25 protein-coding genes are annotated in these 25,485 nt (G+C 70.4%); 14 read left to right on the top strand and 11 right to left on the bottom strand.

What is annotated here, in order from left to right; translation table 11 throughout:
- Positions 1-9 precede the first annotated feature (9 nt).
- The 6 genes from HNR22_RS07000 to HNR22_RS06975 all read left to right on the top strand — a co-directional run bounded on the left by HNR22_RS07000 (position 10) and on the right by HNR22_RS06975 (position 3,840).
- The gene (locus tag HNR22_RS07000; RefSeq protein ID WP_179779636.1) at positions 10-1,053 is read left to right on the top strand and encodes a substrate-binding domain-containing protein; all 1,044 of its coding nucleotides are present in this window, start codon (positions 10-12) and stop codon (positions 1,051-1,053) included.
- Between the two features lie 217 nt (positions 1,054-1,270).
- On the top strand, positions 1,271-2,098 hold the full coding sequence (locus HNR22_RS06995) for a hypothetical protein (protein WP_179779635.1): 828 nt from the start codon (positions 1,271-1,273) through the stop codon (positions 2,096-2,098).
- A gap of 25 nt (positions 2,099-2,123) precedes the next feature.
- Entirely contained in the window at positions 2,124-2,450 is a 327-nt protein-coding gene (locus tag HNR22_RS06990; protein ID WP_099854663.1) for a hypothetical protein, read from the top strand.
- A 1-nt stretch (position 2,451) separates the two neighbouring features.
- Positions 2,452-2,946, top strand: coding sequence for a WXG100-like domain-containing protein (locus HNR22_RS06985; RefSeq protein WP_141909895.1), 495 nt, complete (start codon positions 2,452-2,454; stop codon positions 2,944-2,946).
- Entirely contained in the window at positions 2,939-3,424 is a 486-nt protein-coding gene (locus HNR22_RS06980) for an EndoU domain-containing protein (RefSeq protein WP_099854659.1), read from the top strand. Before HNR22_RS06985 ends, HNR22_RS06980 begins: the two co-directional genes overlap by 8 nt.
- A 2-nt stretch (positions 3,425-3,426) precedes the next feature.
- Positions 3,427-3,840 (top strand): hypothetical protein, encoded by a 414-nt coding sequence (locus HNR22_RS06975; RefSeq protein ID WP_179779634.1) that lies wholly within the window; start codon positions 3,427-3,429, stop codon positions 3,838-3,840.
- 38 nt (positions 3,841-3,878) lie between these two features.
- Here HNR22_RS06975 and HNR22_RS06970 read toward each other — a convergent pair whose 3' ends face one another.
- The 4 genes from HNR22_RS06970 to HNR22_RS06955 are packed head-to-tail and all read right to left on the bottom strand — an operon-like array spanning position 3,879 to position 7,269.
- Positions 3,879-4,484 carry a response regulator gene (locus HNR22_RS06970; protein WP_179779633.1) on the bottom strand — a complete coding sequence of 202 codons (606 nt, stop codon included), beginning with the start codon at positions 4,482-4,484 and terminating at the stop codon, positions 3,879-3,881.
- A gap of 4 nt (positions 4,485-4,488) precedes the next feature.
- Entirely contained in the window at positions 4,489-5,622 is a 1,134-nt protein-coding gene (locus tag HNR22_RS06965; protein ID WP_179779632.1) for a sensor histidine kinase, read from the bottom strand.
- Positions 5,623-5,642: 20 nt separating this feature from the next.
- The gene (locus HNR22_RS06960) at positions 5,643-6,374 is read right to left on the bottom strand and encodes an ABC transporter permease (protein WP_179779631.1); all 732 of its coding nucleotides are present in this window, start codon (positions 6,372-6,374) and stop codon (positions 5,643-5,645) included.
- Between the two features lies 1 nt (position 6,375).
- Positions 6,376-7,269 carry an ABC transporter ATP-binding protein gene (locus HNR22_RS06955; protein ID WP_179779630.1) on the bottom strand — a complete coding sequence of 298 codons (894 nt, stop codon included), beginning with the start codon at positions 7,267-7,269 and terminating at the stop codon, positions 6,376-6,378.
- Positions 7,270-7,584: 315 nt separating this feature from the next.
- Here HNR22_RS06955 and HNR22_RS06950 point away from each other — a divergent pair, with 315 nt between their 5' ends.
- Positions 7,585-9,645 carry a cellulose binding domain-containing protein gene (locus tag HNR22_RS06950; protein WP_179779629.1) on the top strand — a complete coding sequence of 687 codons (2,061 nt, stop codon included), beginning with the start codon at positions 7,585-7,587 and terminating at the stop codon, positions 9,643-9,645.
- Positions 9,646-9,976: 331 nt separating this feature from the next.
- On the opposite strand, the gene HNR22_RS06945 is transcribed toward HNR22_RS06950, so the two are convergent.
- A complete protein-coding gene (locus HNR22_RS06945) occupies positions 9,977-12,778 on the bottom strand; it encodes a M14 family zinc carboxypeptidase (protein ID WP_179779628.1) in 2,802 nt (933 codons plus the stop codon).
- 168 nt (positions 12,779-12,946) lie between these two features.
- On the opposite strand from HNR22_RS06945, the gene HNR22_RS06940 reads away from it, so the two are divergent.
- Both HNR22_RS06940 and HNR22_RS06935 read left to right on the top strand, forming a co-directional pair.
- Entirely contained in the window at positions 12,947-13,363 is a 417-nt protein-coding gene (locus HNR22_RS06940; RefSeq protein WP_179779627.1) for an effector-associated constant component EACC1, read from the top strand.
- Positions 13,360-15,267, top strand: coding sequence for a caspase, EACC1-associated type (locus HNR22_RS06935; protein ID WP_179779626.1), 1,908 nt, complete (start codon positions 13,360-13,362; stop codon positions 15,265-15,267). The genes HNR22_RS06940 and HNR22_RS06935 overlap by 4 nt, the downstream gene beginning before the upstream one ends.
- A gap of 76 nt (positions 15,268-15,343) precedes the next feature.
- Here the strand turns inward: HNR22_RS06935 and HNR22_RS06930 are convergent, their stop codons facing one another.
- A complete protein-coding gene (locus HNR22_RS06930) occupies positions 15,344-16,672 on the bottom strand; it encodes a glycoside hydrolase family 18 protein (RefSeq protein WP_179779625.1) in 1,329 nt (442 codons plus the stop codon).
- Positions 16,673-16,817: 145 nt separating this feature from the next.
- Between HNR22_RS06930 and HNR22_RS06925 the strand changes: the two genes are divergently transcribed.
- Positions 16,818-17,699 carry a bile acid:sodium symporter family protein gene (locus tag HNR22_RS06925; RefSeq protein ID WP_179779624.1) on the top strand — a complete coding sequence of 294 codons (882 nt, stop codon included), beginning with the start codon at positions 16,818-16,820 and terminating at the stop codon, positions 17,697-17,699.
- Between the two features lie 51 nt (positions 17,700-17,750).
- Here HNR22_RS06925 and HNR22_RS06920 read toward each other — a convergent pair whose 3' ends face one another.
- The 3 genes from HNR22_RS06920 to HNR22_RS06910 form a co-directional block, all read right to left on the bottom strand.
- Positions 17,751-18,170 carry a PPOX class F420-dependent oxidoreductase gene (locus HNR22_RS06920; protein ID WP_179779623.1) on the bottom strand — a complete coding sequence of 140 codons (420 nt, stop codon included), beginning with the start codon at positions 18,168-18,170 and terminating at the stop codon, positions 17,751-17,753.
- A gap of 78 nt (positions 18,171-18,248) precedes the next feature.
- Complete coding sequence (locus HNR22_RS06915; protein ID WP_179779622.1) at positions 18,249-18,479, bottom strand: hypothetical protein; 231 nt, start codon at positions 18,477-18,479, stop codon at positions 18,249-18,251.
- Between the two features lie 34 nt (positions 18,480-18,513).
- Entirely contained in the window at positions 18,514-18,711 is a 198-nt protein-coding gene (locus HNR22_RS06910; protein WP_179779621.1) for a hypothetical protein, read from the bottom strand.
- 18 nt (positions 18,712-18,729) lie between these two features.
- Here HNR22_RS06910 and HNR22_RS06905 point away from each other — a divergent pair, with 18 nt between their 5' ends.
- Entirely contained in the window at positions 18,730-19,623 is an 894-nt protein-coding gene (locus HNR22_RS06905) for an NAD-dependent epimerase/dehydratase family protein (protein ID WP_179779620.1), read from the top strand.
- Position 19,624: 1 nt separating this feature from the next.
- On the opposite strand, the gene HNR22_RS06900 is transcribed toward HNR22_RS06905, so the two are convergent.
- Positions 19,625-20,683 (bottom strand): glycoside hydrolase family protein, encoded by a 1,059-nt coding sequence (locus HNR22_RS06900; protein WP_246380712.1) that lies wholly within the window; start codon positions 20,681-20,683, stop codon positions 19,625-19,627.
- Between the two features lie 305 nt (positions 20,684-20,988).
- Here HNR22_RS06900 and HNR22_RS06895 point away from each other — a divergent pair, with 305 nt between their 5' ends.
- The 3 genes from HNR22_RS06895 to HNR22_RS06885 all read left to right on the top strand — a co-directional run bounded on the left by HNR22_RS06895 (position 20,989) and on the right by HNR22_RS06885 (position 24,307).
- Positions 20,989-22,185 (top strand): low temperature requirement protein A, encoded by a 1,197-nt coding sequence (locus HNR22_RS06895; RefSeq protein WP_179779618.1) that lies wholly within the window; start codon positions 20,989-20,991, stop codon positions 22,183-22,185.
- 158 nt (positions 22,186-22,343) lie between these two features.
- The gene (locus tag HNR22_RS06890; protein WP_179779617.1) at positions 22,344-23,240 is read left to right on the top strand and encodes an acetyltransferase; all 897 of its coding nucleotides are present in this window, start codon (positions 22,344-22,346) and stop codon (positions 23,238-23,240) included.
- A gap of 77 nt (positions 23,241-23,317) precedes the next feature.
- The gene (locus HNR22_RS06885; RefSeq protein ID WP_179779616.1) at positions 23,318-24,307 is read left to right on the top strand and encodes an alpha/beta hydrolase; all 990 of its coding nucleotides are present in this window, start codon (positions 23,318-23,320) and stop codon (positions 24,305-24,307) included.
- Here HNR22_RS06885 and HNR22_RS06880 read toward each other — a convergent pair.
- The gene (locus tag HNR22_RS06880) at positions 24,262-25,365 is read right to left on the bottom strand and encodes an aldo/keto reductase (RefSeq protein WP_179779615.1); all 1,104 of its coding nucleotides are present in this window, start codon (positions 25,363-25,365) and stop codon (positions 24,262-24,264) included. The two genes, HNR22_RS06885 and HNR22_RS06880, sit on opposite strands and share 46 nt — an antisense overlap.
- Positions 25,366-25,485: the final 120 nt, after the last annotated feature.

Raw genomic sequence — 25,485 nt, 5'->3', positions numbered from 1 at the left:
GGGGGGACCGTGGGCACGGAGAACGGCCGAAACGTCACCATCGCCATGATCGCGAGGTTGGCCGGTGTCTCAGTGCCCACGGTCTCCCGGGTCATCAACGGTCGCTCGGACGTCGCCCCCGACACCCGGGAGCGCGTCGAGGCGCTGCTCAACCGGCACGGCTACCGCCGCCGGTCACCGGCCCGGCGCACCGACGCCGCCCTCATCGACCTGGTCTTCAACGATCTGGACAGCCCCTGGGCCGTCGAGATCATCCGGGGGGTGGAGGACGTCGGCCAGACCAGCGGCGTCGGCACCGTCGTGTCGGCCATCCACTGGCGCATCTCCTCGGCCAAGCAGTGGCTCGACAACATGCGGACGCGTTCCACCGAGGGCATCATCTTCGTGACCTCGATGGTCAACCCGCCGTTGCAGGCCGAGCTGCGCCGCCTGCACCTGCCGGTGGTCATCATCGACCCCGCCGGGGTGGACCCCCAGGAGTCACCCACGATCGGCGCCACCAACTGGGCGGGCGCCCTGAGCGCCAACCAGTATCTGATCAACCTCGGCCACCGCCGCATCGGCTTCATCGCCGGCCCACCGCACCTGATGTGCAGCCGGGCCCGGATGGACGGCTACCGGGCCGCCCTCGGCGCCGCCGACATCCCCATCGACGACGCCCTCATCCGGCCCGGCAACTTCTACCACGAGGCCGGGTTCAGCGCGGGTACGCAGCTGCTGGCCCTGCCCGACCCGCCCACCGCCATCTTCGCCTCCAGCGACCAGATGGCCCTCGGCGTCTACGAGGCGGTCCGCAAGCGCGGCCTGCGGGTGCCCGACGACGTCAGCGTGGTCGGTTTCGACGACCTGCCGGAGGTCCGCTGGTGTTCACCGCCGCTGACCACCGTTCGTCAACCCCTCGCCGAGATGGGCATGCTGGCCGCACGGACCGTGCTGCGCCTCGCCGGTGGCGAGAAGACCGAGAGCCCCCGGGTCGAGCTGGCCACCGAACTCATCGTGCGCGACAGTGCCGCACCGCCGCGAGCGTCCTCCTCGGGGCGGCCCCGGTCGTGACACCGTTCAGCCGTCACCGAGAGCGTCGTCGACGCCCGTCTCCCGTCGACCGAGGTGCGCCGGGTCCCGACGGGACAGCAGGTCCAGGGCTGCCTTCAGGCAGGCGCCACGAGTCGTACGTGTCGAAACCGGGTCCGGCCCGGGGCTGACCATCACGGCCCTTCGGGTTTGGCTTTCGTTGCTAGGGTTTCGTGGGCCATGACGGGGAGGCTGCGGGATGCCAGACGATGCCGGGGACAGCTACACCGCGCGGGTGAACGCGTACCGCCAGGAGCTGGCGGGTCTGCGCGCGGAGCCACCGAGGACCGACGCGGTCGCGCAGAGCCGCGCCGACGACGCGCACGGGTCGGTGACCGTCGTCGCGACGGCAGGCCGTCTGCAATCGGTCGAGGTCGCCGCCCAGCTGATGCGGCTGTCCGGTGCGGAGCTGAGCCCTCTGGTGACGGAGGCGTCCAACAACGCGCTCGCCGAGACCCGCGCCGTGCCATCCGATGTGGAGCGTGGCCCGGACGTCTCGCGATTGACTGACAGTGTGGCGGCGGTCCTGGCGGAGAGCGAGCTGGCGATGCACCGCCTCCAGGGGGCGTTGGCCGAGGCTGTCGCCAAGGTTGGCCCGGCGACCGGGCTCGGTGGTGACCTTCCGGCGCACGGCTCCGCGGAGCTGCTGCACGGTGTCCTGGACGTGTTGCGGTCGGCAAGCGCGACGACGCCCGGCCCCGACCAGGTCGAGGAGGGTGAGCGTCAGTGGACCGGGTCCGACGACGCGGGGCATGTCCTGGCCGAGGTGGATGTCACCGGCCAGGTCGTCCGCCTGGAGCTGGTGCCTCGTGCCGGCCGGCTCACCTCCGCGGAGCTGGGTGCGTCGATCGTCGAGGCGGTCAATCGGGCGTTGGACGAGTTCGACCCGGCGGACGCCCCGCAGCAGGGGCCGTCCTGGGAGGACCTCGGCGGTCGGGCGGCCGAGCTGCAGGAGGCCAGCATCCGACAGATGGCTGCGCTGACCGGGGCGTTGACCGGCATGATGGCCCGCGTTCGGGAGCCGTGACGATGATCGATCGAGGTGAGGCGTGATGGCCGGTGAGATTGAGATCAACCCGGAGACGATCATCGAGGCGGGTGACAACATGGTCGCCTCGGCCCAGCGCATCCGCTCCGCGCTGTCCGCCTTCGACGCCGAGCTGGCCGCGTTCGGGGCGCCCTGGGGCAACGACGATCTCGGTTCGCTCATCGGCATGGTGTACGAGACGATCCGCGACCTGGCGCTGGAGAGCTACGACGCCAACGGGGTCGAGATCGAGGACATCGGCAAGTTGAGCCGGGTGATGGGCCTGAACTATCAGGAGACCGAGCGTGCCATCGTGGAGCACCTCGGCCGTTTCGGGGAGATGCTCAGCTGACATGGGAATGACGCTGCCCGCCGAGTTGGTGTCCCTGCTGGGTCTTCTGGGCTACACCTGGCCCGAGGCCGACGAGACGAAGTTGCTGGAGATGGGCCAGGCATGGCTCGCCTTCCCGGACCGTCTGGCCGCGCCGGTGGCCGACGCGGACAGTTCGGCACGACAGGTGTGGACCGACAACCGGGACGACGCCATCGAGCGTTTCCAGGCCACCTGGCAGGCCGGCGACTCGGCGAAGACGAACCTCGACGACGGGGCTACCGCGGCGGCGTTGATCGGGGCAGGGCTCATGGTGTGCGCCGGCATCGTGCTCGCCCTCAAGATCAACGTGATAGTGCAGCTCACGTTGCTGGCCATCCAGATCGCGCAGGCCGTCGCGACGGCGGCGGTCACCTTCGGCGCCTCGTTGCTGGAAATCCCGATCTTCAAGCTCATCACCGGCGCCCTCATCGACCAACTGCTGAACATGGCGACCGAAGCGGTACTCGGTGGGTAGCCGCGGCAAGGCGGGCCTCTTCCGGCCGGTCGAGAAGTGGCTCCGGGCGCGAATGCGCCACCGCCGCTACGAGCACATCTTTCGTGGCCACGTCAACGCGAACGCCACCCCGCCCCGCGGCACCGGCTTCCACCACCGCTTCATGGGGGAGAACCCGCCCGGCGCCCGGGTCCGCGTCGGCCCCGACGGCCGGGAGATGATCCTGGAGCGGCACGTCGACGGCACGTACCGGGCCCGGGTGGACGTGCTCGACGACGGCGGCGTCTGGCGCCAGAAACGGGGTTCGAGCACCTTCTTCCCGGACAACTGGACGCCGCAGCGGGTCGACGAGACGATCGAGGGCGCGTTCCGGTCGGGAGGTCCGCACCCGGCGGATCCGAACAAGTGGCAGGGTAGGGCCAACGGGGTGCTGGTGGAGGGCTTCTACAATCCGGGCGGCACGACGTGGTATTCGGCCTGGCCGGTGGGGGGAAGCTGACGATGGGGCACGTTGAGTTCGGCCGTAACCAGTACGGCGCGCCGACCATGACGAGCGGTGACAGGCGCTTCCGCGACCTCGCCTCCCAACTCACCAGCGACATCCAGAGCTACGCTCCGGACTGCCTGGAGCTGTTGCAGTGCATCGACGACGTGGTGTCCGGGCGTTCCGCGTACGAGGAGTACGAGGGCAACTCCGCCGTCGTGCGCTGCACGCCCACCGGTGTCACGGTGGACAGCCTCGGGCCTGTCCCGTCGGGTACGACGTACACGGTCGACGAGGCGCGCGAGGTCATCCTCACCTACTTCGACTTCCTGGCCCCGGCCGTGCAGGACAGGAAGCGGCACCTGGCGACCTGGGAGCAGGAGCACGGCGGCCCGTTCCCGGGTCGCCACCTGCTGCGTCTCGACGACTGAAAGCAGGTGCCCGCGGGCTACCCGATGTCGTGGGGTGCTCATAGCCAGCCGTTGGCCCTCGCGGTACGGGCCGCCTCGATCCGGTTGCGGGTGCCGGTCTTGCCGATCGCCGCCGACAGGTAGTTGCGCACAGTGCTCTCGGACAGGTGCAGCCCGGCCGCGATGTCGGCGACGGTGGCACCGTCCACGGCGGCGGCCAGCACATGCCTTTCCCGCTCGGTGAGCGGGTTGGGGCCGGCCGACAGGGCCGCGGCCGCGAGCGCCGGATCAATCACCCGGTGGCCGGCGAGCACCCGCCGAACGGCCACCGCCAGTTCCTGCACCGGCCCGTCCTTGACCAGGAAACCCCGGGCGCCGGCCTCCATCGCCCTGCGCAGATATCCGGGCCGGCCGAAGGTGGTGAGGATCAGCACCCGGCAGGAGGGCAGCTGTTCCCGCAGGGCGGCGGCCGTGTCGAGGCCACTGCCGTCGGGCATCTCGATGTCCAGAAGGGCCACGTCAGGGCGTACCCGAAGGGCCGCCGTGATCGCCTGGGCTCCGGTCGCAGCCTCGGCCACCACCTCGATGTCGGGTTCGAGGTTCAGCAGCAGCGCCAGCGCGCCGCGCATCATGCCCTGGTCCTCGGCGAGCAGCAGCCGGATCACCGGGTCACCGTCCTTCTAGTGGGCGGGGGATCCGGGCGGTGAGCAGCATGCCACCACCGCGCGCCGGCCCCACGTGCAGTTTCCCGCCGGCCCGCTCCAGCCGTTCGGTGAGCCCGCGCAGACCGTTGCCCGGCTGCGGCCGGCCGCCCACGCCGTCGTCCCGGATGGTCAGCACCGACTCGCCGGCGCGCGCGTCGACCTCGATGTCGCACCGGGACGCCCGGCTGTGCCGCAACACGTTCGTGACACCTTCCCGCAACACCCATCCGAACGCGTCGTCAGCCTCCACACCCAGTGGTTGGCTCGTCTCCCGCACGGTGACGGTGATCCCCACCTCGGCCAGGGCGGTCCGGACAATGTCGAGTTCCCGGCCGAAGTTGCGCTCCCGGTAGCCGGTGACCGCCTCGCGTACCTCGACGAGTGCGGTACGGCCGATCCGTTCGATGTCGGCTGCCTCCGCCGCGGCCCGTTGCGGATCGCTCGGGGCGAGCCGGCGTACCACCTCCGCCTTCACGACGACCAGCGACAACGTGTGTCCCAGCAGGTCGTGCAGATCCCGGGCGAACCGCAGCCGTTCCTGCTCCACAGCCGTGCGGGCCAGCTCCCGTTGCGTGCGGCGCAGCTCCTCCACCAGGCGGGCCGTCCGGGAGAACGCCAACGTGACGGTGCCCGCGAGCACGGTGATGAGGGCCGCCTGGGCGGTCTCGCTGGCCGACAGCCCGTGCGCCAAACCGATCGCGAGGACGGCGACGACCGACGCGCCGATCCAACCGAACCCCTGGGCCGCCCGCACGAAACCGACCGCGCCGGCGGCGGCGACGTACATGAGCAGGGCCAGCCAACCCTCCGGGCCGTCGCCGTACGCGACGGCGAGCCCGATTCCGAGCAGCGCGAAGGCGACCAACCCGCCGTGGTGCACGGCTGGCCGGACGGCCAGGTCGGCGACGGTCACGGCGACCAGGGCCAGGTAGAGCACCGCGAAGACGACCAGCCCGACGGCAGCCGGCAGCGCGGGGTCCACCTGACCCCGCGCGATCGCGGCGGCAGGCGTCAACAACAGCCACAGCCAGAGGGTGTGAGCCGCGACGAGCAGGAAACCGCGACGGTTTCGAGGCGGCTCGACGGCACCGGACGACATGGTGGACACCGTATCGGCGGTCAGCGGAGGACGGTCGAACGCCGGTACGCCCAAGCCGCGAGGAACCCGAAGGCCATGGCCCACGCGGTGAGCACGGCGAGGCCGGACGGCGTGGGCGCCAGCCCGGCCACCGAGCGCCAGCCGAGTTCGGCGAACCGGTACGTCGGCAGTGCGTGGGCCAGGTGCCGCAGCGCGGCGGGGAAGTACGCCACTGGCACCAGCAGCCCACCGAGCACCGACAGGCCGAGGAAGGCGAGGAAATTGACCGGCTGGGCGAGTTGCGGGGTGAGGCCGTACCCGATGGCGAGCCCGAGCAGGGCGAACGGTGCCGTGCCCGCCCACATCAGCAGCAGCAGTGCGATCCAGCGGCCGGCACCCAGCTCGACGTGGTGTTGGATCCGCCCGGTGACGCCTACCGCGACGATCGCGGGCACCCCGCTGAGCGTGCAGACGACAGCCTTGGCGGCTACCGCCTGCCATGCGGGCAGCGGGGTGATGCGGAGTTGGTGCAACCAGCCGAGCGCCCGTTCCTGGGAGACGGATGTGCCCACCGAGAGGACGCCCGCCACCGCGCCATAACCGGCCAGGCCGACCATGAGGGCGGCTGCCGCGTCGACGCCCTCCAACCGGTCGCCGTCGGGGCCCACCGACGAGAAGATCACGTACGTGACCACCGGCGAGAGGACGGTGAACAGCAGCAGCCGCAGGTCCCGGACCAGCCGACGCAGCTCGAACCGCAGGTACGCACGCATGTCAGTGCTCCGTCCCGGGCGCGGTGAGGGTGAGGAAGGCGGCCTCCAGTGCGGCGGCGTTGACTTCCAGGCCGCGGAAGCCGCGGGTGCCGGCCAGGGCGAGGACCGTGGCGTCGGAGTCCTCCGTGGTCAGCACCACCCGTTGGCCGCGGACCTGCACCGAGCGGACGCCGGGCAGCGCGTCGAGGCCCTCGATCGGCCCGTCGGCGAGGTCGAACGAGACCGTACGGCCGCCGGCCAGTGCGCGGATCTGCGCGGGTGGCCCCTCGGCCACCACCCGCCCCGCGGCGAGCACCACGACCCGGTCGGCGAACTCGTCCGCCTCGTGCAGGTGGTGTGTGCTGAACAGAACGGTGTGCCCCTCGGCGGTGTACTGGTGGATGGCCGCCCAGAACGCCTGCCGGGCGGCGACGTCCATGGCGGCGGTGGGCTCGTCGAGGACCAGCAGGTCCGGGTTGCCGGCCAACGCGAAGGCGAACCGCGCGCGCTGCGCCTCGCCGCCGGAGAGCTTGTCGAGGCGGCGGTCCGCCCGCTCGGTCAGTCCGGCCAGGTCGAGTATCCGGTCGGTGGGGAGCGGGTGGGGGTAGAGCGCCCGGGCCAGCTCGACCACTTCCCGGATCGTCGCGCTGGGCACCCATCCAGCGTCCTGGAGCATGGTGCCGACCTGGCCGGCCCGCACCGCCTCGGCGGGAGGCCGGCCGAACACGGTCGCGGTGCCGCTGTCGGCCGCGTCGAGACCCAGCATGATCGAGATGGCGGTGGTCTTGCCCGCGCCGTTGGGACCGAGCAGGGCGACAGTGCTGCCCCGCGCGATGGTCAGGTCGAGCCCGTCGACGGCCCGGACCGGGCCGAACCGCCGGGTGAGCCCGGTGAGGCGTACGGCTGTGTCATCCATGCCCGTCACGCTACGAGCGGGCGCGCAGCGCTGGCAGAGTCACCGATACGTGTTCGGCGGGGACATTTGTCCCGGGTGGCAGCCGTGTAGCCCTTGAGGTCGCCGATTCGGCCATGACATTCTTGACCGTCGATGACGCCACGCGCGGGGCTGACCGCCGTCCGATGGGCAGCCGGGATCAAACACGATCCCGGGGGACGGTGACACGAGCGATGGAGCACCGGGAGCCATCCGTCCACGAGTCCGTCCGCTGCCGGGCCGCACCCTGACCTGCCGGGCGGCTCACTGCTCAGTCTCCGTGAAGGAACTCCGCCCATGCGTGAACCGAAAGCCCGCACGGCACTTGTGGTGAGCATGTTGCTCGCCGCGGGCGCGCTCTCCGGCATCAATCCTTCGACCGCCAGCGCGGCAGCCGACCCGGTCGCCGTGACCGTGAACGCCCGCGCGGGGCTGGCCGCCGTGCCCAACACATCGTTGGGCGTCAACCACGCCATCTGGGACCAGAACCTGGGCACCACCGAGACGTCGGACCTGCTGCGCGACGCCGGCGTGCAGATGATGCGTTACCCCGGCGGCTCGTACGCCGACATCTACCACTGGAAGGACCACACCGCGCCCGGCGGTTACGTCGCGCCGAACACCGACTTCGACACCTTCATGGCGGCGGTCCGACGGGTCGGCGCGCAACCGATGATCATCGCGAACTACGGCACCGGCACCCCCGCGGAGGCCGCCGACTGGGTGCGCTACGCCAACGTGACCAAGGGGTACGGCGCCCGGTACTGGACGGTGGGCAACGAGAACTACGGCAACGGCCACTACGGGTCCGCCTGGGAGGCGGACGACCACCCGGACAAGAGCGCGACACAGTACGCGAGGCTGGTCGTCGAGTACGCCGACGCCATGAAGGCGGTCGACCCGAGCATCAAAGTCGGCGCGGTGCTGACCATGCCGGGCAACTGGCCGGACGGAATCACCGCCGGCAGCGACCCGGGCCCGTGGAACCAGACAGTGCTCTCCATCGCCGGACCGAAGATCGATTTCGTGGACGTGCACTGGTACCCCGGTGGCACCGCCGCCGAGTCGCTGGCCCGCGTCAACCACCTCCCGGACGCCACCTACCTGCTGCGGCAGCAACTCGCCCGGTACGCCGGCGCGAACGCCGACCGCATCGGCATCAGCTTCACCGAGTTGAACGTCGACGCGGGCCGGACCACCCAGCCGGCGGCACTCTTCCTGGCCGACGTCTACAGCGGGCTGCTGGAGAGCGGCGTCTTCACCGTGCAGTGGTGGAACGTGCACAACGGGTTGGGCACGGTGACACAGGTGGCCGGCCAGACCGACTACGGCGACTTCGGGATGCTCTCCAGCGGCTCCTGCAACGAGGACGGCTCGGTCTGCGAACCGCCGCTGAACACGCCGTTCGCGCCGTACCACGGGCTGAGCATGATGAAACTGTTCGCCAGGACGGGGGACCAGTTCGTACGCGCGGGCACCGACGAGCCTCTGGTCACCGCCCACGCCGTCCGTCGGGGCAACGGTGACCTCGCCGTGCTGCTGGTGAACAAGGACCCGGACAACGATCACCCGGTCACCATCGACTATGCCGGGTTCACCCCGTCGGCCGCCGCGCCGACGGTGTCCACCCTCACCAACGGCGCCACTGGCATCGCGACCAGCCAGTCCGGTTCGGCGACCAGTCGCACGCTGCCCGCGTACTCGTTGACCACGATCGTGCTGCGACCGGCCGGCACGTCCGTCGGGCGCCCCTCGGCCCCGGGCCAACCCACCGCGAGCGGCGTCACCGACCGCGCCGCGACGATCACCTGGCCGGCGGCCACCCCGGGTGCCAGCCCCGTCGCCAAGTACGAGGTGTACCGGCAGAACGGCGCGGTCAGCGAGCAGTTGGGCGAGACCAACGCGACCTCGTTCACGGTCGGCAACCTGGTGCCGGGCAGCCGGTACACGGTGAACGTGCTGGCCCGGGACACCGCCGGTCGGGTGTCCTGGTCCTCTCCGCCGCTCACCTTCGCCACCGGAAGCCCGACGGCCAGCGCGTGCACCGTCCGCTTCACCACGGCCAACGACTGGGGCAACGGCTACATCGGCGGCGTCGAGATCACCAACAACGGGACGAAGCCGATCAGCGGTTGGACGCTCAGCTGGACCTGGCCGACCGGTTGGCAGCAGGTGAGCAGCGGCTGGAGCGCCACCTGGGAGCAGGTCGGCACCGCCGTGCGGGTCACCCCGACCGACGACAACCGGCAGATCGCCGTGGGCGCGAGCGTGAGCGCCGGTTTCGTCGGCGCGTACAGCGGGCCGAACGTCCTGCCCACGGCGTTCACCCTCAACGGCACCGTCTGCACCACCGGCTGACGCCCAGCACCGCCGGGCCACGAGATCTTGGACAGTTTCCGTTACGACGTAACGGAAACTGTCCAAGATTCGCACGGACGGAGGCCATCAACGAGTTTCTGGCGCGGATCGTGCGCCGGCTGGCATCGGGTTTGGGAAGCTTCGCATGGCCGACTTGCCGCCCCCGCTCGCCGCGTTCATCGTGGGTGAGATCCGCCGGACCCGCGGGGTCTTCGGGCCGGTGGCCTGGCGGGCGTTCGTCACCGAGGTCGCCCGGCGGTCCTGACCGAACCCGCACACAGAAGCGCCCGCCCCCAGCAGAAAGGGCGGGCGCTTCGCTGTGCGGGATTCGTCAGCCGACCACCGACCGCAGCGGCACCTTGGCATCGCGGAGCGCGCGTACCAGATCGCTCGCGAACGGGTGTTCGTCGACCTGGAGGCCCTGCGGGTTGGGGATCACGACGTACGCCGAGCTGTCCTTCGCGGGCGTCCTCGCGTCGGTGGTGAAGCGTTCGACGATGGCCTTCGCACGCGGCAGGTCCGCCGCCGCGACCTCGATGGTGATCGGCCGCCATCCGCCGCCCAGGTCCGCCGCCACCGGCGCGGCGGCGGCGCTGGCGCGCGCCGGGTCGATCCCGGCGGAACGCCGGGCATCCGAGGCGTCCGTCGGGTAGAGCAGCGCGTTGGCCACCAGGTGCAGACCATTCTCGTTGTACGCCCGGAAGAGCGGATTGAACGCGAACAGCACCGCCCGGCCGGCACCGGTCGGCTCGTCGACCACTGCCGCCGTGCCCTTCAGGGCGTCCTCGCCGACGGTGTAGCCGTTGGCCCAGAACGTGTCACCCGTCGGGTAGATGAGCACGTTCGTCCCGGTGGTGCTCGGGTTGAGGATCGGGTCGCTGTTGTTGAACTCGAAGTCCTCCGCCGGGCGGCCCAGCGCGACCGGGCTGTCGGTGTCGACGTCGACCCGCAGGTGCGAGCCGATCACCAGGTAGTCGGCCGGTTTGGTCTTCTCGGTGGTGGAGGTGAGCCCGGCCGCGCGGGCCACCCGTGTGCCCTCGTTGCGCAGCCCGAGGTAGGTGTGGCCCTGGGCGATCCAGTCGCGCAGGTTGGCCTGCCCGGTCGCGGTCAGACCGCCGGTCGCGCTGCTGCCATCGGGGACCAGCAGCACGGTACGCCCGGTGAACGCCTCGGTGTTGTCGTTGATGTCGGCGGTGGTGACCGGCGTGAGGTCGAGCCCCCACCGCTTGCCGAGCACGTACCGGGCCTCGCCGTGCGAGCCCGAGGTGGTGGAGATGCCGGTGCCCTGGAAGAGCCCGACGTCGGGCAGGGCCAGGCTGGTGCCGGTGGGCCGCCCGCCCGGGGTGAGGGTCACCCCGAACGACTCGGCCAGCTCGTCGACGGTGCGGCTCAGCTTGGTCGCCGGTATGGCGACCCGGCTGGTCCTCAGGTCACGGACCAGCGGAACGCCGCGACCGAGCAGGCGGAAGGTGAACTCCGCGGCGGCGGCGGAGTCGAGCGGGTACGTGTACGAACCCCACGGCCACGCGAGCGAGCCCCGGCCGCCGGAGATTCCGCGGACCAGCTCCGCCTTCGGTCGGACGTTGTCGCCGGTGTAGATGGTGGAGACGCCCATCAGCAGCGGGTTGCTCCAGGACGACACGTCGTAGAAGTAGGGGAACGGAACGTACGGGTCCTCGCCCATGATGGCCTGGATCCAGTGCTTCTGCGGCTGGTCCATCGGGATCCAGTACGCGCCCTTGGGCACTGTCACGTTCGTGGCGGTCCGCCCGCCGAAGACCCGCGCGGTGGGCACCCGGGTCGGCTTCTGCACCTCGTACACCTCGACGTCCATCCGGCGCAGCCGCTCGACGAGCTGGCGGACGTCGGCGAGCTGCCGGTCCGGCAGCAGGAAGTACGAGCGGATCTTGATGTCCGGAACGGGGAACTGGACCTCGTTGGTGGGCTGCACCACCTCGTTCGGCTCCAGGGTGCCCGCCCTGCCCTGGGCGAGCGCGTCGGTCCAGATGTCGAAGTAGCCGCTGAGCACCTCGCGCTTGTTCGCGGCGGCCCAGCCCAGCGTCGACCACTGGGTGTGGAACTGCTGCTGGACCCGGTCGGCCACCGCCGACGCGCTGCCCTTCTCGTACGTCATGCCGGCCGCACCGAAACCGGTGGTGGGCACTGTGTCGCCGTAACCCATGAAGAACATGTCGTACGTGTCGTAGTTGAAGTAGCACTCGGTGGTGACGGTGTCGTCGCAGGCCCCGTTGAAGCCGAAGCCGGCCTTGTTGGCCTCGCCGATCCGGTTGATCCAGTCCACCGTCTCGCCGGCGATCTCGTGGTGGATCGGGTCGGCGTTCGGCGGGAAGAAGTACTGCCGGCCACCCATCTCGTGCGCGTCGATGAACACCTGCGGCGGGTAGCGGCGCAGCAGTTCGAGCTTGCCGTCAGTCTCCTGCTGGGTGCGGGCGAACCAGTCCCTGTTCATGTCGAAGCCGAACTCGTTCTGCCGACGCGTCGCGTCGCGGCCGTCCGGGTTCTGGGTCGGAACGATGATGGTGACCAGGTTGTCGTTTCGCCGGGCGACCTCGCAGGACAGGCCCGCCGCCAACTCGTACAACGTCTTCAGCGCCGCGTCGGTGCCGCTCTTCTCACCGCCGTGCACGTTCGCGGTGACCCAGACGATGGCCGGGCTGTCCTTCGCCGTCCGGTCGGCCGTCCGCGCGCTGGTCCGGCGCGGGTCGCGCAGGTCCCGTACGTCGTCGGCGATCTTCCGCAGGGCGGCCGGCCGCACGTGGCGTTCGTTGGACACCACCGCGTACGGCAGCGGCTGGCCGAGCACGCTGGTGGCCATCACTCCGGTGACGACCCGGTTGGAGGCGCTGTCCACAGCCCCGAGGTACGTCCGCACCTCGTCGTTGGTGACGACCCGCTCCTGCCCCGCGCCGAGGGGGAAGCCGAGCACTGTCTCCGGGCTCGGCACGGTGCTCAGCCGGGCGGTCGGGTCGTTGCTGCAGGGGGAGGGTCGGGTGGGGCTCGCGGTCGCCGTGCCGCTGAGCAGGGGAGCCATGCCGAGCAGGAGCGCGATCGTGGCGGCACCCGCCAGCCGCTTCGGAGGGACCGTCCAGAACGGACGCGACGATGGGGCCATGTCTCGGGTTCCCTTCCTGGGGAAAGCCTCGCAGTGGCCGGAGCCTATGAACCGTCGATGCGACGGTCAATAGCTGATCGACTTGGGTGATTCTGTGGGGCTGCCCGAAGGCGACACCGGCTGGCAGGATAGGGGAGTGGGGTTTGCCTTCGTCGGAGGGAGAAGACGGTGCCCGCGTCTCAGCAGACGATCACGCTCTCGGTCGACCCGGATCTGCCCTCTGCCGATGCTCGGAGATCCCTCGCGTCCTGGCTGCGCGCCGAGGACCGGCTCCGCGGGCAGGTGACCGCCGCGCCCGCGCCGGGTGCGACGGCGCCGACCGACGAGATGTCGGCCGGGGCCACCGACGTGCTGCTGGTGGCTGTCGGTAGTGGCGGCGCGGTGATGGTGCTGGTGCAGTCGATCGCCGGCTGGCTGACCCACCGTCGCGAGGACGTCACGGTGAAGCTGACCCTTCCGGACGGCTCGTCGGCGGAGTTGGACGTCCGCCGGGCCCGTGACATGGACCAGGTCACCACGCTCATCAAGGCTGCCGTCCGGGCGCTGTCCGAGCACGAACCGGCTGTCGAGACGACCGACAGGTGAGCCGCCCCGACCCGACCAGGTCGACCGCCCTGCTGATCGGCACTGCCACGCACAACCAACAGGCACTGGACGATCTGCCCGCCGTGCGGGCGAACGTGACCGAGTTGGCGCGACTTGTCACGACTGGGCCGGTCGATCTGGTCGCGGTGGAACGCTGCACGCAACTTCTCGACCTCTCGCACCCGGGCGAGGCGGGCGTGACCATCGCCGAACGTTGCGGCGAGGCAGAGGACCTGCTGCTGGTCTACTACGCCGGCCACGGGCTCCTCGACGACAACGGGGAGTTGTTCCTCGCGCTGTCCGGCACGAACCCCCGCCCGGACTGGCTCAAGTACACGGCGATCCCGTTCAGCTGGATCCGGGACGCGATGCGGGACAGCCCCGCGCGTACCCGGGTGTTGATCCTCGACTGCTGTTTCGCGGGCCGCGCACTCCACACCATGTCCGCCGCCGACGTCGAGAACGGGCTGGCTGACCGCAGCGAGATCCAGGGGACGTTCACCCTGACCGCCACCTCCGACAACGTCGCCGCCATCGCCCCGGTCGGCGCGGAGCACACCGCGTTCACCGGGGAGCTGCTCACCCTGCTCCGGCACGGGCCACCGATGCGCGACGGTCATCCCGACGGGGAAGACCTCACCCTGAACGCCGCGTACCGGCACCTGGCGGTGACCCTGCCCAGCCGGGGCCTGCCCCGTCCGCGTCAACGCAATACCGACCTCGCGGCCGACCTGGTGTTACGTCCGGGGTCCGGCGGCCCACCGGCAGCCGATGACCAACCCTCGGGTGAGACGGCCGGCGTTGCTCCGGCGGCGAATCTGCCCGCACTGACCGTGGCCCGACCAGTGCTCGACACACTTCGCCGACCGCAGCGGCTGTTCCACCCACTGCACCGGGAACTCCTAGGCGTGCAACGGCGACGGCTCGCGGTCTCCGTCGGCATCGCTGCCCTCTACACCGTGTTGTTGTTGGCGCGGCTCGTTGTTCCCGAGTTGACGTCGAGCCGAGGTGGGTGGCCGGGCGCGGGGGTGTTGCTCACGATCCTCGACATCGCCGCCGTGGCTGTCGGCACCGGCCTGGCACTCACCGCCGCCAGCGACGCGCGAGAAGGGTTCCCGGGGGACGCAAGGATCAAGTGGGGCCTGGCCATCGTCATCTGGGGCGTGGTCGCCGTGTTCCTGTTGGTGACGGTGGCCATGCGAGTTCTGGTGCCGCTGCTCGGTGAAGACTCGCATTCCCTCGTTCCCTTCGGCTCCTGCGTGATTGCCCTGGCGTTGTGGTGGTGGTTCGGGGGCGATCGTGACGTGCTGCGGATGTGGTGGCGCGCCGCGTTCGTGGTCGCCGTCGTCTTCGGTGCGATGACCGCGTACTACGCCACCCCGGACCCGATTCGGGGAAGGACCCGGTTCATCAGGTTGTTCGAGACCCACGCCCTCGGTGAGCTGTGGACGCTGGCCGGCTTTCTCACCGTCGGCTTCCTGCTCGTCGTCCAGTGCCAGGACGTCCTGACCGGCCACCTGGCGCTCTCGAAGAGACCGCTCGTCGTCGCTCTCTCCAAGCAGGGCATCGGCATCCAGACCAGAGCGCACCACAGGTTCATCGCCTGGCATCACCTGGACCGGATCTTCGTCGCCGGCAACGTCCTCGTCATCGCCTTCAAACGGGACTATCCCGAGGTGGACAAGCCGCGCGAGTTCACCTACTCCACCGAGCTGGGTGGCTTTCCAGTGGCCGACATCCGGCACTTCCCGCACAGCCGGGGGGAGATCCTGCACGCCCTCTCGCACTTCGCGGGTGCCACCCTGCACGGAGTCACCCCACCCGGCCCGGACGAGGACCGCCTGCCAACGCGGCCGGACGGCAGCCCGGCATGGCGGTACAACGAGCGGTGGAGCACCCACTGACCTGACGCCGGCCCGCCGCCAGCCGAGGAATCGGCCGGCGACGGGCCGGAGGACCGCCAGGTGGATCGCGGTACGCCTACCAGGTCGTCAGGCCGAGGCCGATCGTCCTGGTCAGCGTGGCGTTGTCGTCGTCGCCGTCCAGCGACCAGATCATCGCTCCGGCCAGGCCGGCACGGCGGATGTAGAGCGTCTTCTGTAACACGACCGCCGGGTCGTCGTACGTCCAGAACGTCGTACCGTCAAATAGCCAGGCGTGCCCGGCGCGCAGGTCGCGGTGCACTGTGTAGCCGTTGCCGGCCAGGGTCTTGAGCAACTTGTAGTCCTCGTAGCCGGCCTCGAAGGTGGCCGGCGCGGGCCCGGTGGCCGGCTGGAAGAGGCCGTTGCCGCCTCCGGTGACACCGGTCCAACCCCGACCGTAGTACGGGATGCCGAGCACGAGCTTGTCGCGCGGCGCCCCGCGGGCGATCCAGCCGTCGATGGCCACCTCGACGGAGAAGTCCGGGTTGTCCGGCGATCCCGCCGGTACGCGCAGCGCCGACTGCTGGTTGGCCACTGCCTCCCAGCCGCCGTGGAAGTCGTACCCCTGCACGGTGGCGAAGTCCAGGTACTTGAAGATCTTGCGGCCCTCGTAGCCGGCGTCCATGGTGGCCGGGTTGGCCGGCAGGAAAGCGGTCAGCGGGTGGTGCTTCCGGGTGGTGCGCCCGTACGCGTCGAGTTGCCGGCGGAACTCGGCGAGCAGCTTGGTGAAGTTCTCCCGGTCCTCCGGGCGGATGACGTTGCCGGGCTCACCCTCCCAGTTGGGCCACTCCCAGTCGAGGTCGATGCCGTCGAAGACGCCGGCCCCGGCACCCGGGCTGCTACCCGGGAGGTTGCCCTTGAGGTACAGGTCGATGCAGGACGCGACGAACGCCTTGCGGGAGGCGTCGGTGCGGGCGGCGTTCGAGAAGTACGTCGACCAGCTCCAGCCCCCCAGCGAGATCAGCACCTTCAGTTTGGGGTGCTTGGCCTTCAGCTTGGCGAGCTGGCCGAAGTTGCCGTTGAGGGCCTGGCCCGGGGCGTCCGCGACGCCGTCGACGCTCTCCTCGGCGGGGACGGGTCGCTGGTAGTCGGCCCAGGCGTCGCCTTCGCCCGGCCCTCCGTCCACGTAGCAGCGTCCGTCCTCGCTGACGTTGCCGAAGGCGTAGTTGACGTGGGTGAGGCGGCTCGCCGCCCCGGACGTGTCGAGCTTCTTGACCGGGAAGGCCCGGCCGTAGATGCCCCACTGGGTGAAGTAGCCGACCCGGTGGTAACCGGCGCGGCGCTGCTGGTTGTCGCCCGCGCTCGCGGCGCTGGGCGGGGCGGCGGTGAACAGCAGGGCCGCCAGGGTGACGACGGCGGTGAGACGGCGGTGGCGGAATGGTCGCATCGGCACACTCCCACGAGGCATCAAGCAGTATTAGTAAAGAGACTTATCTGATTGATGAAGTTAAGCCGACCACAGTCCGGGGTCAAGAGCGTCCAGCCACATGGGGGATTGTTGCGGCGTTACCCGGTGGTAACGATGTTGTGCCATGGACTCCGCCCTGACTCTGATCGGCCTGCCCATCGCCCTCGGCATCATCATGCTCGGTCTGGGTCTCGGACTGACCATCGCGGACTTTCGCCGGGTGGCCCAGCATCCACGAGCCGCCGTCATCGCCCTGGTGTGCCAGGTGCTGGTGCTGCCGGCGCTCTGCTTCTGCCTCGTCCTCGCGTTCGACCTGGCACCCGAGCTGGCCGTCGGCATGATGCTGCTGGCAGCCTCGCCGGGCGGCACGACGGCCAACCTCTACAGCCACCTGTTCGGCGGCCACGTGGCTCTGAACATCACCCTGACCGCCATCAACTCGGTGCTCGCCGTGTTCACCCTGCCGATCCTGGTCAACCTGTCGGCGGCGTACTTCCTGCCCGACGGCAGGAGCATCGGGTTGCAGTTCGACAAGATGGTTCAGGTCTTCGCCATCGTGCTCGTCCCGGTCGCGATCGGCATGCTGATCCGGGCCCGGCTGCCGCACGTCGCCGAGCTTCTGAACCGGCCGGTCCGGATCCTCTCCGTCGTCGTGCTCGTCGCGGTGATCGCCGGGGCCGTGCTCGGCGAACGGGAGAACATCGCCGACTACTTCGTCTCGGTCGGCCTGGCCGTGCTCGCGTTCAACCTGCTGAGCCTCGCCATCGGGTACGGGGTGCCGCGGCTCGCCGGTGTCGAGCGGAGCGCCGCGACGGCCGCCGGGTTCGAGATCGGCATCCACAACAGCACCCTGGCCATCACGATCGCGCTCAGCCCAGCGTTGCTCAACAGCACGCAGATGGCGATCCCGGGCGCCGTCTACGGCATCGTCATGTTCTTCACCGCGGCGGCCTTCGGCTACCTGGTGACCCGCGTCGGCGCCCGGTCCGCCACCCTGCAGCCCTGACCCGGGTGCCGCCAGCCCGGCCGGCGGTGCCGCCGGCCGGGCTGATGCTGATCAGCCGACCTGGCTGTTGTCCTTGAGCGAGCCCCAGCCGTGCCAGCGGTCGATCTCGATCAGGGCGCTGACCCGGGCGCGCTCCCGCCGGGGGTACGCGTTGCCGGTGTAGTGCCGGGACAGCCGGTCGATGTCGGCAAGGGCCTCGTCCTCGCGCAGCTCGGCGACGTGCCCGATGATGCTGACGTGGGTGTACCAGCCCGCGTCGTCCAGCACGGTGAGGGAGACCCGGGGGTCGTTCCGGACGTGGTTCAGCCGGCGGCGGCCCGCGTCCATGTTCACCAGGATCCGGCCGTCCTCCCACAGGTACCAGGTAGCGGCAGAGACCGGCTGACCGGTCGCCTGCAGGGTGGTCATGACAGCCGGATTCGGCTTCTGCAGCATGGCGATCGCGGGCTCGGGCAGCGGTGGCTTGGACATGAAGTCTCTCCTCGTCGCGTCAGGGTTACCCCTGCACGTTACGCACCCTCCGTCCCGGTCACCGTGGGATGTGATCGCTCAACTGGCGTACATCATCGTGGCGGGGAACTCGCCGCTGGACCGCCACGCCTTGACGATCTTTACGCTGATCGCGCTGGCGGCCGAGTTGAATTCGCCGTCGTCGACACCTGCTTCAAGGGTTCTGGGATCGATCGTGAGAACCCGGTCGAACCTGTCCTCGAACCCGAATTCATAGCGGACCTCATCCGCGGTGGCCTCGATCCGCCTCGCGGTTACCATCATTCCCATCGCGCTGACTCCCAAAGTTGTACCGTGATGCCACCTAGTCGAGGTCCGCGCAGATCCGCTCGTGCGGCAGCAGCGGTCGGACCACCAGGCGTACCCGGTGTCCCTCAGCCTGCCATCGGGTCTCGCCGCGCGCCGCGCCGGCTTCGGCCAGCAGCGGTGCCAGCGTCGCGCCGTCGACCACGTGGCAGGGCCGCTGGGGTGCGCTCCACCCGCGTGCGGGGTGCCGCGCCACGCCGGAGAGGATGTGGGCATGACCGATCCCGCACTGCCCAGCCGTGTTGTCGTCACCGGGGCCACCGGCAAGCTCGGCCGCGCCGTCGTTGCCCACCTGCGCGCCGTGGGCGTCGACGTGCTCGCGGTCGACCGCGCCGGAGGCCGCGACCTCCGCGACGTGGCCGGCGAGTTCCTCCAGGTCGATCTGACCGACTACGGGCAGGTGGTGGAGGCGTTCACCGGAGGCGCCGACGAGCACGCCGGCGGCATCGACGCGGTCGTGCACCTGGCGGCGGTCCCGGCCCCCGGGCTGATGCCGAACGCGACCACGTTCGCCAACAACTCCGCGGCCACGTACAACGTCTTCGCCGCGGCCAGGGCGGCCGGGATCAGGCGGGTCGTCTGGGCGTCCAGCGAGACGGTCCTCGGGCTGCCGTTCGACACCCCACCGCCGTACGCGCCGGTCGACGAGGAGTACGCGCCGCGCCCCGAGTCGACGTACTCGCTCAACAAGGCCCTTGAGGAGGAGATGGCGCGGCACTTCTGCCGCTGGGACCCGGAGCTGGTCATGGTGGGTCTGCGCTTCTCCAACGTGATGGACGTCGAGGACTACGCCCCGTTCCCCTCCTTCGACGCCGACCCGCTGCTGCGCCGGTGGAACCTGTGGGGCTACATCGACGCCCGCGACGGTGCCCAGGCGGTCGAGCGCGCCCTCGCCCACGACCAGCCCGGCGCCGACGTGTTCATCATCGCCAACGCCGACACCGTCATGACCAGGTCCAGCGCCAGCCTGATGGCCGAGGTCTACCCGGGCGTCGAGATCCGTAAGGAGCTGAGCGAGCACGAGACCCTGCTCAGCATCGACAAGGCCCGCCGGGTGCTGGGGTACGAGCCGCAGCACTCCTGGCGAGACCACGTGGATCAGCTCTAAATCAGCGAGCCGCCTGGTAGGCGCGGCCCACGGCGGTCGCCTCGCTGCCCGTGCGGAAGAGCCCGGTCTGGTCCTTGTCCGTGGCGGGTAGGCCGAACCACGCGTACCGCTGAAGCCAGGACAGGCCGCCCAGCATCCGGGTCGCCGCGGTGAGGAACGCGGCCTGCTGCGCCTGGGTCGGGAAGCGAACGCCGTTGGAGAAGTCGATCAGGGCGAACTCGGTGAGCCAGACCGGCAGCTTGTAGCGGTCGTGCACCGCCTGCAGGTACGACCGGAGCTGGTTGACCGCGTTGGCGGTGGTGAAGTCGCCGCCGTACCAGTGCAGGGCGATGAAGTCGACGCGGTACCCGCGCTGCTTCGCGCCGGCCATGAAGCGGTCGAGCCACTCGCCCGGCCGGTCACCGCCCCAGGCCACGGCGGGGCTGCCCAGCGGAAGGCCGGTCGCCTCCAGCTGCGGCCACAGCTCCAACGCCTGCTCCACGGTCATCTCCGCCTGACCCTTCAGGTCCGGCTCGTTGAACCCGAGCAGGTGACTGCCGTTCTTTTTGGCCTGTTGCAGGTTGGTGGCGGTGACGCTCTTCGCCCCCCAGATCATCGGGACGAACTCGGCGTCCTTCGGGCTGGTGACGCCCTGGTGGGCCACGTCCCAGGTGTAGTACCAGCTCGCCCCGGAGCTGGCCAGCGCCTGGTTGACGCCGTCGAAGGTCCACACCCCGACACCCTTGCGCTTCGAGGTCACCACGGGTGCCGCCGGGGCGACCGTACGCCCGGTCGTCGGCTTCGTCGTCGGCGTCAGGGTCGGGGTCGCTCCCGTCGGGCTCGGCGTGGCGGCCGGCGTTGTCGCGATGGCAGAGCTGGACGCCGGGTTGGCGCCCAGCGGCTCGTCGACGGCCTGCGGGGCCGCCGCCGGAGCGGGCGTCGGCCCGGTCGGTTGGATCACGACGATCACCCCGGTCACCAGGAGGACGACCACGGCGGCCACGGCGAGCGGCCACAGCAGACGCCTCGCGCCCCGATTCCCCTTCGCGGCGTCCGCTCCACCCTGACCTGTTGCGCGCATCGTCTCGACTCCTCCGTGTGGTCGCATCGCTAACCGATGCCGTGGTGGCGGGGGATCTTGCCACCACCTTCCCCTCAGGAGACTGGACGCCCGTACCGGGATAACAGTTTCTGCCCGGGGTGAGCGGCGGGCCAGATCCGCCATCTACCGCAGAATCCCAGAAAGATGGATAAAGTACGCGGAACAGGATCACGCGGTCGGTGAGGGGGCTGGGGGCGATGGCAACGGGTCGAATCGCCGAGCACCGCCATCACCTCGGCCCGCCCGTGTCGGCGGCCCTGGCCGGCTGAGCTGTCCCGCCGTCCGTGTTGACGCGCATCCGGTCTCGTGGGCTCGGGGACAGCAGGAGCCCGAACTCGGCGACCGTCCTGGAACTGCTGTTCGACATCGTGTACGTCTTCGCGCTGGCCCGCCTCGCCGGGCGGGTCGCGGACGACCTGACCATCGTCCGGCACACGCTGCTGTCCGAGGCGGGCCAGACGGTGCTGTTCTTCACGGCGATGTGGATGATCTGGTCGCTCAACGCCCTGCTGGCGAGCACCTACGACCCGCGTCGTTCCGATGTGCAGGCAGTCCTACTGGCGACGATGTTCGGCACGCTGGTGCTGGCCGTCTCGTTGCCGCAGGCCTTCGGTCAACGCGGCGTCGTCTTCGCCTGCACCTACGTCGTCATCCAGGTCGGTCGACCCCTCTTCCTGGCGTTCGCCCTGCGGGGCCATGCGGTTTACGCGTTCTCGCTCCGGGTGCTCACCTGGCACCTGGTGTCCGGCGTGCTCTGGATCGGTGGTGGGATCAGTGGTGGTCTCGGTCGGGGCATCTTCTGGACCCTCGCTCTCGCCATCGAGATGATCGGCGCCGCCACCACCTACCCCCTTCCGCGCATTGGCGGGAGACAGCTGAACGCCCTGGGGGTCTCTGTCTCGGAGGAGCATCTCGCCGAGCGGTACAACCAGTTCTTCATGATCGCTCTAGCCGAGGTGGTGCTCGAAGCCGGCGCCGCGGTCAGTTTCCCGGGCTTCTCGACCGATGGGACCATCACCCTCGTCGCCTCGTTCGTGGCGGTGGTCTCGTTCTGGCGGATCTACTTCTACCACGTCAGGTCCGGCCATGCCTCGACCCCGAGCGGTGAGGGGGTCCATCTGTCGAGGTGGGCGAGCTACAGCCTGCTGTTGATCGTCGGCGGCATCATCTGCACCGCCGTCGGCTTCGGGCAGGTCATCGAGGATCCGCACCCGCCGATCGACTGGGCCCTGGTGGTCATCATCTTCGGCGGCCCGGTGCTGTTCCTCATCGGGCGCAGCACCCTGGAGCGGGCGAGCAAGACCGCGCCGCGGTGTCGGGTGCTGTACCTCGGCGCGGTGGCGCTGGTCGTGGTGGCCCCAGTGATGGTGGTGCTCCCGCCGGTCGCCGTGGCCGCCCTCGCGGCGGTGGTCCTGGCCGGCATCGCCGTCTTCGACCAGCGAGCCCACCGGCGTGGGTCGGAGACCAACCCGACGCTGTGACAACCTGTTGCGGGCCAGCGACCGATCGGCGTATGTTCTTCCGGCACGCCGTCGAGCCGGGAGGAGGTCAGAACAATGTCCGATGTTCTGCGCCCCCTCCGCGCTCCGGCGTCCGCGCGGATCTGACCCGGGGCGCTCGCTTCCCGGAGGACCAAGCCATGACTGATCTGGTCATCCGTCCGCTCGTCGCGGGCGAGGAAAACCTGTTCGACTCCATGCCTGATCCGCTGCCCCAACTGCGCCAGGTCGGCTACGCCGACGGGGTCGCCGGCGGCGGCTATCGGCCCGAGACCACCTGGGTGGCCCTGCGCGACGGCCGGGTGGTCGGCCGGGCCGCCTGGCTCCTCCCACCGGGCGCCGTCGGCGCGCCCTGGCTGGACCGGTTCGATCTGGACGCCGAGCCCGAGGTCGGCGCCGAACTGCTGCACGCCGCCCACCAGGCGCTGGGTGGCCCCGGCCTGTACTACGCCGCCCTGCCGGCACACTGGCGGCGCCGCCCCGAGGTGCGGGCCGTGGTGGAGGCACCGATGGCCGCAGCTCGGCTCGCCGGCCTGGTCGAGCGGGGGGAGCGGCTCCGGTGCTCCTGGGCGGGCACGCCCCTGCCGGCGTCCTCCAGGCGGTACGACTTCCGTTCGCCCGTCGACGCGACGGAGGTCAACGCCCTGGTCGCCAGGATCGACGAGCCGGACGTGCTGACCGGCGTCGAGATCGCACGGGTGGTCAGCGGCGTCGACCTCGCCACCGACCCTCTGGGCTGGCTGGGGGACGGGGTGCAGGGATGGCGCGTCGCGCTGGACGCCGGAGAGCCGGTGGGTCTGGTCGGCACCGCCGGGGACGCCTGCTACCCGCTTCTCGTCTACCTCGGCCTGCTTGACGAGGCCGCCCGGCCAGAACTGCTGGTCGAGGCGGTCCGGCTGCTGGCCGCCGGGGGCGCCCGGGAGGTCATCGCCGACGTGGACGCGCGCCGGGTGGCGGTGCTGGCCGAGCTGGAACGGACCGGGTTCCGGCAGTTGCGCACCAGGGTCGTCTTCGCGCCGGCGGACCAGCAGGAGTAGCGGAATCGGGGGTGCGCCCTGTCACCGGGGCGCACCCCCGCACCGGTGCCGACCGCTGGCCCTGTCAGCATCGGGCCATGCTCATCGTCGGCGTACTGGCGCTGGTCGTGGCGGCCGTCGCCACGCTCTGCCTGTGGCGGTCGCTGCGCCGTGAGCCACCGGTCGCACCGGCGCGGCCGCTCGACTTCGACACCGCCGTCCGTGCCGCCGAGGCCGTTATCGCCGCCGAGGCGGCTGACCCGGCGGTCCGGCCGGAGTCGCGCAGCCGTCTCCTGAGCCACGGCTCCCGCACCGGCAGGGTCGTGTTGCTGCTGCACGGATACACCCTCGCGCCCGACCAGTACGACGAACTGGCCGAGGAGTTCTTCGACCGCGGCTACAACGTCTGGGTTCCGCGAGCCCCGCAGCACGGCACCGTCGACCTGCGGGCCCACCACCGGGTCCGGGCCGACGAGCTGACGACGTACGCCGCGCGGGCGTTGGCCGTCGCCGAGGGCCTGGGAGACGAGGTGGGCGTCGTGGGGATCTCCGGCGGTGCCGTCCTGGCCGCCTGGCTGGCCCAGGTGCCGGGCACCGTCGTACGGCGTCTGCTGTTGCTGTCGCCGTTCTTCGGTCCGGACCGTCGGCAGGCGCCGGCCTTCGCGGTCCGACCGCTCATCATGTTGTACGGGCGCCGCATCCTCCCGGACCGCGTCACGTCGCGCGGTTACTCCCTCGCCGCCGTCACCCAGTACCTGAGCATCGCGCGTACTCTGCCGACGCCGTCACGACGGACCGGTCTGCGAACCGCGGCCGTCGCGATCAGCCCCCTCGACGGCGTGGTGGACCTCGGTGCGGCGGTGCGCGTGCCGCGCCGGATCGCCGACGCGAACGCGATCCCGCTCCAGGTCTGCACCCTGCCGGAGGCGTTGGGCGTCGGCCACAACACCCTCAACCTCATCGCGCTCGGCGCCGATGGGCCCGAGTTGCGCCGGTTGTACATCGCGCTCTACGAGGGGGAGTCGTTCCCCGGACCGTTCCGCTACTGGATGGGCGGGGTGGCGCCGTTGAACACCGGCGGGGCGTAACCGGCCGGCTTGTCGCCGATGCCGAGGCCGGGGCTCACCACCCAGGACTGGTACCGCGGGGTGAACATGCTGTACACCAGCCCGAGGTTCGGGGCGCTCGCCTCGTCGAGTCGCCGACGGGCGTCCGCCGGGATCTCGAAGTCGAGCGCACCGAAGTTGCTGGCGAGCTGCTCGGGGCTGCTCGCCCCGACGACCACCGAGGCGACAGCGGGTTGGGTGGCCACCCAGTTGATCGCCACCTGCGCCATGCTGCGCCCGAGATCGGCGGCCACGCTCTCCAGTGCCTCGATCACCTGCCAGTCGCCGGGGCTGATCTCCCGACCCGCGGCGTCGGGGTTGGTCAACCGGCCGGTGCCGCTCATGCCTTCGCTGGTCCGGCGGTACTTGCCGCTGAGCAGGCCGCCACCGATCGGGCTCCACGCGGTCACACCCATTCCCAGGGTCTGGGCCATCGTCACGAACTCCGCCTCGATGTGCCGGGTGACCAGGGAGTACGGCAGCTGCACGTTGATCATTGGGGCGAGCCCGTGTGCCTCGGCGTAGCTCTGCGCCCGGGCCGCGTACCAGGCCGGCACGTCGGAGAGCCCGGCGTACCGGATCTTGCCGGCCCGTACCAGGTCGTCGAAGGTGTGCACGACCTCCTCGACCGGGGTGATCCGGTCCCAGGTGTGCAGGAGGTACAGGTCGATGTAGTCGGTGCCGAGTCGGCGCAGCGAGGCCTCCGCCGCCCGCGTGATGTGCTTGCGACCGTTGCCGCTGGCATTCGGGTCGGTTGGGTCGACGGTGTTGGTGGCCTTGCTGGTGAGCACGAGCCGTTCGCGGACGCCGGCCCGGTCGATCAGGCGGCCGAGGATCTTCTCGCTCTCCCCGGCGGTGTAGAAGTCCGCCGTGTCGATGAAGTTGCCCCCCGACTCCAGGTACTGACGGAAGATCGGCTCCGCCTCCTCCTCGGTCTTGCCGTAGGCGGCATGGAACCCGTCGACGCCGAAGTTCATCGTGCCCAGCGCCAGCCGGCTCACCCGCAGACCGGACCGCCCGAGCAGGTAGTAGTGGTTCATCGTTGCGTCCTCTCGATCGCGTGTCGGCCCTGAGCGGGCCGCTCCAGACCTTTGCTCGGTAAAAATGGACCCGCAAGTCCAAAGCCCGCGCTAGCGTTGGACCGGCAGGTACGGATGCGG

The sequence above is a fragment of the Micromonospora jinlongensis genome (assembly GCF_013410645.1).
Taxonomy (GTDB): domain Bacteria; phylum Actinomycetota; class Actinomycetes; order Mycobacteriales; family Micromonosporaceae; genus Micromonospora; species Micromonospora zamorensis.
Note: the sequence above shows the minus strand (reverse complement) of the source record. Positions and strands in the feature narration are given on the sequence as shown.